General features: G+C 35.3%; 11 protein-coding genes. All 11 read right to left on the reverse strand.

All coding sequences use genetic code 11. The features are described from left to right. Window positions 1–12 precede the first annotated feature (12 nt). Window positions 13–1,038: a GDP-mannose 4,6-dehydratase gene (gene gmd / locus DNK85_RS05995; protein ID WP_119328669.1), complete on the reverse strand. Its 1,026-nt coding sequence runs from the start codon at window positions 1,036–1,038 to the stop codon at window positions 13–15. 43 nt (window positions 1,039–1,081) lie between these two features. Further along, window positions 1,082–2,296, reverse strand: coding sequence for a hypothetical protein (locus DNK85_RS06000; RefSeq protein ID WP_162896556.1), 1,215 nt, complete (start codon window positions 2,294–2,296; stop codon window positions 1,082–1,084). 36 nt (window positions 2,297–2,332) lie between these two features. Further along, a complete protein-coding gene (locus DNK85_RS06005) occupies window positions 2,333–3,268 on the reverse strand; it encodes a glycosyltransferase family 2 protein (protein ID WP_119328671.1) in 936 nt (311 codons plus the stop codon). Next, entirely contained in the window at window positions 3,261–4,769 is a 1,509-nt protein-coding gene (locus DNK85_RS06010; protein ID WP_119328672.1) for a polysaccharide biosynthesis C-terminal domain-containing protein, read from the reverse strand. The genes DNK85_RS06005 and DNK85_RS06010 overlap by 8 nt, the downstream gene beginning before the upstream one ends. Then, window positions 4,762–5,640, reverse strand: coding sequence for an NAD-dependent epimerase/dehydratase family protein (locus tag DNK85_RS06015; protein WP_119328673.1), 879 nt, complete (start codon window positions 5,638–5,640; stop codon window positions 4,762–4,764). The genes DNK85_RS06010 and DNK85_RS06015 overlap by 8 nt, the downstream gene beginning before the upstream one ends. 11 nt (window positions 5,641–5,651) lie before the next feature. After that, complete coding sequence (locus tag DNK85_RS06020; protein WP_119328674.1) at window positions 5,652–6,200, reverse strand: dTDP-4-dehydrorhamnose 3,5-epimerase family protein; 549 nt, start codon at window positions 6,198–6,200, stop codon at window positions 5,652–5,654. A gap of 25 nt (window positions 6,201–6,225) precedes the next feature. After that, window positions 6,226–7,440 carry an aminotransferase class I/II-fold pyridoxal phosphate-dependent enzyme gene (locus tag DNK85_RS06025; RefSeq protein ID WP_208123148.1) on the reverse strand — a complete coding sequence of 405 codons (1,215 nt, stop codon included), beginning with the start codon at window positions 7,438–7,440 and terminating at the stop codon, window positions 6,226–6,228. A 16-nt stretch (window positions 7,441–7,456) separates the two neighbouring features. After that, window positions 7,457–8,530 (reverse strand): CDP-glucose 4,6-dehydratase, encoded by a 1,074-nt coding sequence (rfbG, locus tag DNK85_RS06030; RefSeq protein WP_119328675.1) that lies wholly within the window; start codon window positions 8,528–8,530, stop codon window positions 7,457–7,459. Beyond that, entirely contained in the window at window positions 8,523–9,299 is a 777-nt protein-coding gene (gene rfbF / locus DNK85_RS06035; RefSeq protein WP_119328676.1) for a glucose-1-phosphate cytidylyltransferase, read from the reverse strand. Before rfbF ends, rfbG begins: the two co-directional genes overlap by 8 nt. A 10-nt stretch (window positions 9,300–9,309) precedes the next feature. Next, window positions 9,310–10,722 (reverse strand): mannose-1-phosphate guanylyltransferase/mannose-6-phosphate isomerase, encoded by a 1,413-nt coding sequence (locus DNK85_RS06040; RefSeq protein ID WP_119328677.1) that lies wholly within the window; start codon window positions 10,720–10,722, stop codon window positions 9,310–9,312. A 193-nt stretch (window positions 10,723–10,915) separates the two neighbouring features. Further along, complete coding sequence (locus tag DNK85_RS06045) at window positions 10,916–12,448, reverse strand: ATP-binding protein (RefSeq protein ID WP_119328678.1); 1,533 nt, start codon at window positions 12,446–12,448, stop codon at window positions 10,916–10,918. Window positions 12,449–12,556 lie beyond the last annotated feature (108 nt).

Raw genomic sequence — 12,556 nt, forward strand, 5'->3', positions numbered from 1 at the left:
TTGGTATACTTCTTATAAACACTGATCGCGTATACGCTTTAAATCAGCTAGCATCATTGTATTCACCAACTCTCTGAAGGTTGTTTTAGGGTTCCAGTTCAGCTGTTTTTTTGCTTTACTTGGATCACCAAGCAGAATATCAACCTCTGCAGGTCGATAAAATTTAGGGTTAATTCGGATAATCTTTTTGCCTGTTTTTTGATTCACCGCAAAAGTTCCCTCTCCTTGACCATGCCACTCCAATACTAAGTCTATTGCTTCAGCAGCAATATTAATAAATTCCCTTACCGTGTGCGTCTCCCCAGTTGCCAAAACATAATCATCAGGTGTAGCCATCTGAAGCATTTTGTACATACCTTCCACATAGTCTCCAGCAAATCCCCAATCTCTTTTCGCATCAAGGTTGCCAAGCTCCAGTACCTCTTGCTTACCATTAATAATATTTGCCAAACCAAGCGTTATCTTCCTGGTTACAAATTCAATACCTCTTAGTGGTGACTCATGATTAAATAAAATTCCACTAGAGGCATGCATGCCATAAGATTCGCGATAGTTTACCGTAGACCAATGACCAAATAGCTTAGCAATACCGTAAGGACTTCTGGGATAAAAGGGCGTTGCTTCACTTTGGGGAATATCCTGTACTTTTCCATACATTTCTGATGTCGATGCTTGATAAAATTTAATATCACCTTTTACTGCACGAATTGTCTCCAAAATACGCAAAACACCCATTCCATCAGCCTCTGCCGTGTAGATGGGCTGCTCAAAAGACGTGCCAACGAAGCTTTGTGCAGCTAGATTATAAAACTCATCAGGTCGTGTTTTTTCCAACAGTCTTAACATATTGGTTATTTCCAATAACTCAAACTCGCAAAACTCAATTTCTTTTTCCACGCCTAGCTCTTTTAAGCGCCAAAAATCAAGATTGGCACACCGTCTATGCAGACCCAACACCCTATAGCCCTTTTCTACAAGAAGCTTAGCCAAATAAGCACCATCTTGCCCTGTTATACCTGTAATCATTGCTGTTTTCATTTTAATCTTTACTCCTTAAATTAATCTATAAACCAATAATTTTTCACAAAACTCTCCTTATCCTAAGATAGCTTATAGCAGTTAGCAGGATGAATACCTCGCCACTAAAATAAACACCCCCTCTCACAAACATTTCCACTGAAAATCCTAAAATTGCACTAAGTGCAATTTTATCCTTTACAGTAATTCCATTATTTATTTGCTGCTCATTTAACCTGATTAACAACAGGCAAGCTCTAACAGCGTAATATAGATAGAGTATTACAATAAAAACCCCATACACACCAAGTTCAAAAATAATTTTTGCGGCCAAAAACCCACCATCCTGTCTATTGAGACTTCTACCCAAGATTGATATTATTTTATAGCCAGCTTTGGTCACATAATTACTGTCACCCATCGCTTGAAACCCCACACCAATGCCATTAAATCCATGTGCAATCAATTGTATTCCTTGCAAGTATACAAGCGCTGATAAATTATCTGACTGTGATGTTACCAACAATCTATCTTGAAAATAGGGCAGTTGCCACAAACAAAAAAATAAAATTAAACCTACTAGAAAGATAGATGCGACATGCTTACCACCCCATATAACCAACATAATACAAGCAAACATAAGTAAAGTAAGATTAGGAAGCAATAAGGCTAAGATTAGAACTAAAACTAACAGTAGCAACCGATATTTACTAGAGGCACAACAACTAAACAACATGATAGCCGTCATTCCAAAAAACAAGGCAAAATGACTTGCCTCTCCTCCAAAAGGCCATATATGAGCCCTGTCTCCGATAAAGATAGCATTAATATAACCTATTAAACACAGGACTACAACGACAAATGCAAGACTCTTTCTGACGATATTTGCCTGTAAATGGTAAATAAAAAAGCCGCTCACCGTTGATACAACAAATAGAAATAATATAAGAAAAAACGAGTAGAATTGCTTTGAGCCAAGAGAGCTATAAATCGAAAGTGTAGATTGAAATAGCAAATATACCACTGTCAAAGTAACAAACATTCCCCATATTCCAAAAAAATACTTCAAACAACTTATGTAGCTTATTAAACATAGTGCAATGACAATCATCGTAATCGTAATGCCCAACGACACTATACTAGAGCTAAAATAAGCAACGCCAATATCATTAGCAGTGCCTAGACATACCATAGTCAACGACAATATTAAAATTCTGAATCTAATTAAAATTATATTATTACCTGCTTGTGCCACGTTCTTACCTATAATAATTTTCATGTTCAACATTAGTTAAGTTAACTAGGGTTTCACTTACTAATGCCTTATTCTTCTTATAAACTGAAATAATTTCCCTCGCCCAAGAATAGTTCTAACCAAAAAATGGGGGGCATAGCGAAGCAAATACAAAATAGAATAGCCTTTGGATATTTTAAAAATCTGTCTAAAGATTTTTTTGAACTGTTCGAAATTAATTTTATAAGCACCAAACAATAAAGATCTAATGTGCATAGCTACCCATAATCTCACACTCATATCCCTATATTGCAAAAAATATTGTTGCATTTTAAAGCGATCATTGAACCAATCAATCTCTTTTGTTTTAGTGGTTAAGTTATGCGTATCAATTGTATAGTAACATAAGACCTCTTCTGTATAAGCTACTCTTCCATGTACTGCACAGCGCAAAATTGTTGCCATATCTATCGCTAAACCATAACAACTAAACCAATCTACTTTTACTAAAACATCTGTTTTGATAGCCACAGAAACCCATGTAGGAAAGCGTTTTCCTTTTAACCAGCCCTTAATAAAGGAATACCCTTCTTCATAGGAAGGTGACTTTTTCGTCCGATAGAGCAGTTCTTCTTTATGATTCACATAATTAGCTCGGCAATACCACAATGCAAGTGTACTATCATTTTCCAAAACACAAACAGCTGTTTCAACAAATTCTGGAGTCAGGTAATCATCATCAGAAAGCACACTCATATATTTCCCATGCACATAATTCTTAATTTGCTGAATATTCTTAGTAAACCCAATATTCATTGCATGATGTACCACTTTTATTTGCTTATATTTACTTGCAATTTCGTTCAAATATTGCTTTGTTCCATCCGTTGATGCATTATTAAGCACAATTATTTCAATATTTTCATATGTTTGATCTAAAGCTGAATTTAAAGCTCTTTTTAAAAAATTTAATCGATTAAATGTTGGTATAACTATGGTAAACAGTATTTTATTCATTATTTTTCCTTCGTTGAAATTTCATCGCACCTTCTTTGAGTTTCAAAAAGGCATATTTACTCTCATTAGAAAATACAATTGCCATACTTCCCATCACAACAAATAACAACAACAAGGCTGCTCCAATGGCTTTACTGAGAGAAAATGAAGTATTTAAAAAATCACTCAAACCCCACATTCCTCCACCAATTAACATTGAAAACACAATCAGCTGAAAATATAGTCTAAAATACTGTGAAAGCTTCATATCAGTATGTTTTATAAAGACCCAAACTACATACCAATTATTTGTCAGTAATTGTGTTAGCAAAATAGCTATTGCTGCACCAACAACACCATAATATTTAATGAAAAAGTAACTAAATATCAAATTTAACATTCCAGCCACAATAGCTACTCCTGCAAATCGCACATAGCCAAGAGCCAAACAAACTTGGGCGCACGCCACATGATGCACCTCTAAAATAGTTGTAATCAGTAATAATATGAGCACTAATTCATTAAAGCCCATGTGTTTTCCTAACCATGCTTGAGCAATTATTACTTGAAAAAAATAAACGAAAAACGCAATAGTCAAGGCAATTACTGTAGAAAATTTTACGGTTAATTCCGACAAGAAATCAACTCTTTGATTTTGAGATTGTCCCTTAGCTATTGAAATAAAAGGAACTAAAGTTACTCCAACACAACTAGAAACAGATAAAATTGCAACTGATAACTGTTTAATGACGGCAAATTCAGTTACATACTGAACACCCATCATCTCAGATATAAAAAAATTACTTGCTTGTAGAATAAAAATAGCGCCTAATGACATCACTGTCCATTGGACAGAAGGCATAAGAATTCGCTGTACAATAATTTTAGAAAACTTTATGCTCTTTTTTATAAAAAGAAGTCTATTCATCAATAAAACAGACAAAACATAAAGTAAAGAATAGCTTACCAAATAAGATAAAGTTACTCCAAGCAGTCCATACCCCATACGTAGCGCAATTATACTTAATACTGTACTAGATATAACAGAAAAGCTAAGAAGGTGCCTATTTAAGCTGACAAAGCCAACACCATACAATGATGCCAGCAAAGGATTAGATAAGAATTTGACTATTAATGCAACACCAAAAACAATATATGCATAAGCAACCAAGGTAGAGTGGCTTTGCGTTGCAATAAAAAAATAATATAAGAGAAGCAATACCATACAAAGAATTAATATCAAAGCACCATTAATTACTCTGATTGTTTTAAAAAGGGAGCTGATTCTAAAAAGCATATTCTTTTTATATGCTGCTAACCCAATTTCCCGACTTAGAGTAGCACTCAATCCAAAATCACAAAAAGATACTATACCTATAATGCTTAAAAATAAAAACCATATTCCCGAATCAATTGTATTTAAATATCTAACGATAAAAGCAGATTGCACAATAGTTCCAAGCCCTGCACTCACTATGTAAACAAACGATGCAACAGCGCCACTAAAAATACTTCTATTCATCAAGACCTTCTGGAAAAGTATAAGTTGCTTGCCAATTAGGTAAAATTTTATAATTTTCCCAAAGCTTCATTACCTCCCTACTTCTATATGATTTCGCACCCCACTCAATATTAAGTTTTTTACCTATATAGTGTTCATAACGATTTACAATTTCTTTTAATGATGACGAGATCTGCGTTGTAACTGCAAACTCCTCATACTGAACCTCATCTAAACTTGTCAATCTTTCACTTGCCATAATAAGCGCCCGAACAACATCATAAATGTGCACAAGATCTAGTTGCTGTTCTCCTGGAGACATCTTTAAATTATCTTTTGTTTTTGCAAGTTGTACTAACAAATGGACTAGCTTCTTCCTTGGATCATCTGAACCATAGGTATCAAATAATTTTAATGTAATACACTTAAACTGATGTGCCTTTACATAATAAACAATTAATTGTTCAAATGCTTCTTTTGTTGCTGCATATAAGCATACTGGGTCATATTCTTGATTATTGTAGTGCTGCCAAGAGGTGCCTGTGTTAACCATATTTTTAATGCCATTTTGCTGCATAGCTTCCAATAAATGTGCTCCAAACAATATATTTGACTCAATTAAATCCGTCACCTGGTGACTTTTATGCTCAGCAATAAAGCACGAAGCAAGATGAAAGACCACGTCAATTGAATATTGTTTAATGCCTGCAATCAATGAATCGACTGTTTTATCCCAATAAATGAGTTTAATATCATTTTTAACTGACTCTAATAGAGAAAGGTCTGAACTCTTTCTCACAATACAAATTAATTGATAACCATTTTTAATCAGTTGTTTTGCTAATTTTGAGCCAATATAACCACTAGCTCCAGTAATTAAATAATTCGTCATATTTCCCTCAGTTAAAATACAAATGGGGATTCAAACTCAGATAAAAGTGGATGGTTTTTATCTCTCTTTGAAAGGATAGGTAGACTTGATATTTTCCAAATATTCTCACAACTCATCCAATGCACCCCAAAATCACTCGTTGGATTATATACCGTAGAAGTTTTATATACCATTATTGCTTGTGGTGAAAGCGTAAGAAACCCATGCGCAATACCTTTAGGAATATAGAGGATATTAGCCTTTTTGTCAGACAACTCAATAGATATTGCTTTTAAATAAGTGGGAGAACCCTTTCTCAGATCCAATAGAATATCTTGAACCTGTCCATTAATACAATACACCAACTTCACATGATCGTCAGGAGGTAATTGAAAATGGAGTCCTCTTAGTGCTCCTTTAGCTGAAATAGAGTAATACTCTTCTTTAAATAGTGTCTCCTGCAACCCATTTTCATGGAATACTTCTTCATGAAAAGTCTTAATAAAAACACCCCGACTATCTTTTATGACATTTGGGTGAACTTCATAAACACCTGGCATTACTAGCTCATTAAATTTCATTTATGGCTTCGCTCTATTGGCTTATCTAATTATATTGTGCAGCAAATTTAGTAAATCTCTTATGAACATAGTCCATCATCTCTTCTGTTAAACCATGATGACAGGCTAAAAGTATTCCACCACGCATTACCTGATCTGCATAAGGATAGCCTTCTTTATATGCTTTATGAGGAATATTTTTAAAACCTGGCTGACGTAGAATATTACCTGTAAAGACAGTACGAGTCTGAATATTGCATTTTTCTAAAAATATCTGCATTTCAGTACGAGTGAAAGGCGCATTGTCTTTTATAGTCAAAGGAAATGCGAGCCAGCCAGTGCGGCAATTTTCAAGTGTCTCAGGTAAAATAAACCACTCTTCATATGCTTTAAAAAACTCTAGCTGCTGGCTAAACCATTTGTTTCTAGCATTTATATTATCTTGAAGTTTAGAAAGTTGAACCAATCCAAATGCAGCGCCCATTTCAGATGGTTCAAGATTATAGCCAAGCGCTTCAAATACAAATTTTGCATCATAGTTAACACCATCTACAACAACATTAAAACGATTTTCAACAGCTTCTGATTCAACAAATAAAGAAGAGCTTCGACCCCAACTTCTTAGCAGTTTGGCTCGTGCGTTTAACTCCTTATCATTCACACAAAGCATACCACCATTTCCAGCGCAGTTAATCACGTGAGAGCCATAAAAGCTTGTCGTGCTGATATCAACGAACCGGCCAGAGGATTTATTCCCAATCTCTGCACCAAGGGTATCACAGGAGTCTTCAATTGTTATTAAATTATATTTATCCGCAAGTTCTCTTAATTTTTGCCAATCAGGTAAATTACCCAATAAATTTGGGATCATCATGGCTTTTGTTTTTGAGCTGATCATTGATTCAACTTTATTTACATCAATATTATAAGTTCCAGGCTCAACATCGACAAACACAGGAATCAGCTTATTTTTTACTAAAGGAGCTACAGTTGTAGAAAAAGTTAAAACAGGCGTAATTACTTCACTCCCTTCAAGAAGATCTAAAATCTCAATTGCTAAGTAGTTTGCAGAAGAGCCCGAATTAACCATAATACCATACTCTTTAGCATACAATTTTGATACTTTTTCTTCCATTTCTCGGACATGCTTACCCATTTGCGTAGAAGTTTTTAAACAGCTCACAACTGCATCAACCTCTTCCTGCCCATGAACCGTACACCCATAAGGAACAAATATTTTTTTCTCTACAACATTCGACATCTTTTATAACCTTTAATTAACAATTTTTCGATTCAAAAGCTTTAATTTGAGCCAATGTTAACTCAAACATATCTTTTCCACAAGAATAAGCATCATACCATTCAATAATGCTTTTAAGTGTCTGCTCTAAACTCCAACGTGGTTGCCAGCCCAAATAGGTTTTAGCCTTTGAAATATCCAATTTTAAAAATTTAGCCTCATGCGGCTGTTTACTCTCATCAAATCTCCACTCAACATTTTGATGCCAATGAGTCGCAAGATACTCAACAATATATTTAACATCTTTCACATCTGAGTCTAATGGACCAAAGTTCCATGCCTCGGCATACTGCTTAGGGTCATGCCACATCTTCTCTGCTAATAATAAATACCCTGACAAAGGTTCAAGGACATGCTGCCAAGGCCTAATTGCTGCAGGGTTTCTAATATTAACAATTTCTTGCTTAATAAAAGATCCGATAACATCTGGAATAAGACGATCTTTTGCCCAGTCCCCTCCACCGATAACATTTCCAGCTCTTGCACTTGCGACAGCTTTGCCATGTTTATTCACCTCAGCGGGGTTAAAGTAGGAATATCTGTAGGAAGAAGTGATTAGCTCTGAACATCCTTTACTACTACTATAAGGGTCATAGCCTCCCATAGGCTCATATTCTCTATAACCCCATTCCCATTCTTTATTTTCATAACATTTATCAGTCGTTACATTAACAACGACTTTAACAGAATTACAGACCCGTACACTCTCGAAAAGGTTAACCGTCCCCATAATATTTGTTTGATATGTTTCCACCGGATTCTCATAAGAGTAGCGCACTAGGGGCTGAGCAGCCATATGAATGATAATATCAGGCTGCACATTAATAATACGTGCTTTAAACGCATCTAAGTCACGGATATCCCCAATAAAGTGGTCAATCCTATTATCCATTCTAAGCAACTTAAACAATGACGGTTCGGTGTTTGGCTCCAATGCATAACCATAAACTTTTGCACCCGAGGAATTAAGCCATAGACTCATCCAAGTTCCCTTAAAGCCAGTATGTCCCGTCACTAAAATTTTTTTACTCTTCCAGAACGCTTTATTCATTCCACATTTTCCAAGGTGCTTTTCCAGATTGCCATAGCTTCTCTAATAAATGTTTTTCTCGCAATGTATCCATCGGTTGCCAGAAGCCCTTATGAAAATAACAGCTCATTTCACCATTCTCAGCAAGCTTCTGCATCGGCTCTTGCTCCCATACTGTTTTATCATCCTCAACATAACCAATGACAGCTGGCGATAAAACAAAAAAACCACCATTAATCCATGAGCCATCACCTTTGGGTTTTTCTTGAAATTTGTTAACTTTATTACCAGCAAAATCAAGCGCACCAAATCGACCAGCTGGTTGAACTGCCGTTACCGTTGATAGTCTTTTTCCCTTATTATGCAAATCGATAACCGATTTTATATTGATATCAGCCACACCATCACCATAAGTGAAGCAAAAAGGCTCATCTGGTGTCAAATAATCCTTAATACGTTTCAAGCGTCCGCCTGTCATAGTATCTGGACCTGTATCAACCAAAGTAACACTCCATGGCTCTGCCTTTTTATGATGAACCTCCATTTTATTTTCACGCATACAAAAAGTTACATCTGACATATGAAGGAAATAGTTTGCAAAATACTCTTTAATTACATAACCCTTATACCCTAAACATATAATGAAATCATTAATACCATAGTAAGAATATATCTTCATAATATGCCATAAAACAGGCATCCCTCCAATCTCAACCATTGGTTTTGGTTTTAAGGAAGTCTCTTCACTTAAACGAGTACCCAAACCACCTGCTAAAATTACTGCTTTCATCATTTAAACCTTAAAATCTCTCTATATCATCTTCAGAGATATAATTCCCTGACTGTATCTCTAACATTTCAAGCGGCAAAATACCAATTGCCAATACCTGATGCTTTTTCAAAGGTGTAATATTAATCGACATCCCCTCAGATAACAAGTGCTCCTCCCCTTCAATTACTACCTTAGCTGCACCACTTAAAACCGTAAAGTACTCACTTCGATGATGATGCATTTGTAAAGAGCTTTTTGCCCCCACTTTGAAATAAAGCTTATTGACAATAAACTTCTCGCCTCTAACAAGCTGATCACTGTACCCCCAAGGACCATAGTACCGTTTGTGTCTGATATACTCTTGGCGATTATCTTTTTTAAGTTCATCCACAATTAATTTAATATCTTGTGCCTGGGTAGCATCGGCAACAAGAATGGCATCGGCTGTCTCAACAACAACCAAATTTTCCACACCAACAGCAGAGAGCATACGACTATGTGTGCGAAAATAACAGTTCTTTGAGCCAACTTGGTATACATCTCCCTTTGCAATATTCCCATTTTGATCTTTCTCTCCAAGCTCAAACAATGCTTTCCAAGACCCCACATCGGACCAGCTAGTTTTTAAAAGCGGGATAACTTGTACATTTTTAGCCTTTTCCATCACTGCATAATCAATAGAGACATCCTCACATTGAGAAAAACCCTCCTCTGGAATACGAATAAAATCCAAATCTTGCTGTTTTTTATCAAATTCTCGAGAACAAATCTCGTGTATCTTTGGCTTGTATTTTCTTAGTGCATCTAGATAAGCTTTTGCTTTAAATAAAAATATACCGCTATTCCAATAAAATCCATCGTCTGTAATATATTTTTGAGCAGCTTCTAATTCAGGCTTTTCAATAAAGCGTTTAATATGATAAGAGAAATTATTCTTTTTCTCTCCAATTTCAATATATCCGTAACCAACCTCTGGCGCCTTAGGTTTAACCCCAAATGTATAAAGTTCATGATCAGAAACGTTCAAACCTTTAAATATATTCATTAATTCTGAATTATCTTTAATATAATGATCTGAAGGCAAAATAAGCATAATACCATCAGAGTCACTTTCCAAAATAGTCAATGCAGCAAGCGCAATAGCAGGAGCTGTATTTTTAGCGCAAGGCTCTAAAATAATTTTTGCATTCTCAACACCTATTCCACGAAGCGATTCGGCAACCTGAAAACGATGTACTTCATTACAGACAATCACAGGCGAGTGAAACATCGATCGTTCACTAAAACGCAAACAGGTGTTTTGCAACAAATTTTTGTCATCAATTAGAGGAATAAACTGCTTTGGAGATTTTTGCCTTGATAGTGGCCACAGTCTAGACCCAGAACCCCCTGATAAAATAACCGGATAGAGATTGCTCAAATTTACTTCTTTAATATCCATAGCTTTCAAAAGTTAACCATTTAATCATAAGACCACACACTCAGATCACTAAACTAAATTAAGTGCCTAAAAACGATGGAGTATATTAGCCATTTTCAGTAATCACCACAAGCATATCAGAGATTTTTTTACCATTTTACTACAGAGCAAAGAGCCTTTTGATTACATATCAAACATTCAATTCATAATTAGTTTAAAATCTCTCCACTGCCAAATCCGCCATATTGCGCTGTTTATCATCAAAACTCATCCCAATTAAATAAATAGGTTTATTGTGCATTTTATATTTTTGAGGATAGTTGCGAGACTTTATCTGTGCAATAGCATCTTTGGCATCACCATATTTTTGTAGTTTAAACTCAATAACCATCACCTTATCGGGCATCACAAGTGTTAAATCAATTTTCCCATGATTTGTCACATCTTCGGCGATCAAATCATAGCCAAGTGCAGCCAAAAAGCTATAAATAATACTGGCGTAGAATCCTTCGTAACGCTCAATATCATTATTACGATACCAATCGTTTGGGATTGAAGCAAAGTGACTGGTAAAGATCTGAAATAAGCTTTCAAAATCGTTTTGCAGTAAAGCTTGGGCAATATATTGCAAATGTTGATTTTTGACCATCATATTAGTTGCAACACTCGCCAGAGCACCATTTAAGCTAGCCTTAACCTCTAGATTTGGATAAGTTAAAACATAAGCATATTGCGTGCCTATCGTTGTCGTATTTTTCACCGTTAAATAGCCTGTTTGGAATAACAAGGTCTCAATAGGCATATTATCCACATCAAAAGTTTTTAAGACATCCTCACCGACGATAGCATTTTCAAGATTGGGAATAAAATAACGATACTTCTCAATCATTTTAATTAGAAAAGTCGGTGTTGCCGTTTCAAACCAATAGTTTTGGTAATGGTAGCCTTCATCAATAAATAGTAAAATATCAAAGGGATTATACACTTTTTGCTTTTCACTTCCTGCGAAATTATAACCATTATACCAGCGCTTTAACAAGTTTCTGTCAACATTACCCTGATCTAAATGCCCTTTGAAAGATCCATCAATCTCTAATTGGGTATAACCACAAATATCAGCATAGTTAACACCTAGAGTAATATCTTTTAGGTTATTTAAATCACTGAATAAACTCACTTTACTAAACTTTGATACTCCAGTTAACATCACAAACTTAATATACCCATCTTGCGCTTTAATTACACTATAAAAATTTTTCAAACGCTGGCGCATTGCTATAGCAAGATCACTGTTATCGATATTATCTAAGATCGGTTTATCGTATTCATCGATTAGAATAACCACTTGCTGATACTTATTGCCAAGTGTATTAATTAGATAAGAAAATTTGCTACTGATTTCACTATAAGATTGTTCAATATTATAACGCTCATAGTACACATCTAAAAATGTAGCAATTTTTTCATCTAAGGCCTCTGGACTTGAGATATTTCCCTCACCAAAACTAAAATGTAATACAGGATAAGTCGTTTGCCAATCCCAATGATTTTCAAGATGCAGCCCTTTAAATAATGATTTATTACCTTCAAAGGCGTGCTTGATTGTATCAATTAATAACGATTTACCAAAACGTCTAGGACGAGATAGAAAATAACGCCCAGCACCTTTGTTCACCAACTTGTCAATATGTTTGGTTTTATCGATATAAACGTAACCTTCAGTAATGATTTTCTCAAAACTTGAGATACCAACAGGGTCACCTCATTAAAATTTAGCCCTTAAAATTTCGTCTAGAAACACGGGATTCCAACCTGCCATTTTTCTCATTACTTTAAGGCTTTTCCTTTTGTGCTC

Source organism: Cysteiniphilum halobium (assembly GCF_003574425.1).
Lineage (GTDB): Bacteria > Pseudomonadota > Gammaproteobacteria > Francisellales > Francisellaceae > Caedibacter > Caedibacter halobius.

Bases quoted from the DNA above. Each gene is read 5' to 3' on its own strand.
- gmd (WP_119328669.1), bottom strand. From the start codon at position 1,038: ATGAAAACAGCAATGATTACAGGTATAACAGGGCAAGATGGTGCTTAT.
- DNK85_RS06000 (WP_162896556.1), bottom strand. From the start codon at position 2,296: ATGAAAATTATTATAGGTAAGAACGTGGCACAAGCAGGTAATAATATA.
- DNK85_RS06005 (WP_119328671.1), bottom strand. From the start codon at position 3,268: ATGAATAAAATACTGTTTACCATAGTTATACCAACATTTAATCGATTA.
- DNK85_RS06010 (WP_119328672.1), bottom strand. From the start codon at position 4,769: ATGAATAGAAGTATTTTTAGTGGCGCTGTTGCATCGTTTGTTTACATA.
- DNK85_RS06015 (WP_119328673.1), bottom strand. From the start codon at position 5,640: ATGACGAATTATTTAATTACTGGAGCTAGTGGTTATATTGGCTCAAAA.
- DNK85_RS06020 (WP_119328674.1), bottom strand. From the start codon at position 6,200: ATGAAATTTAATGAGCTAGTAATGCCAGGTGTTTATGAAGTTCACCCA.
- DNK85_RS06025 (WP_208123148.1), bottom strand. From the start codon at position 7,440: ATGTCGAATGTTGTAGAGAAAAAAATATTTGTTCCTTATGGGTGTACG.
- rfbG (WP_119328675.1), bottom strand. From the start codon at position 8,530: ATGAATAAAGCGTTCTGGAAGAGTAAAAAAATTTTAGTGACGGGACAT.
- rfbF (WP_119328676.1), bottom strand. From the start codon at position 9,299: ATGAAAGCAGTAATTTTAGCAGGTGGTTTGGGTACTCGTTTAAGTGAA.
- DNK85_RS06040 (WP_119328677.1), bottom strand. From the start codon at position 10,722: ATGGATATTAAAGAAGTAAATTTGAGCAATCTCTATCCGGTTATTTTA.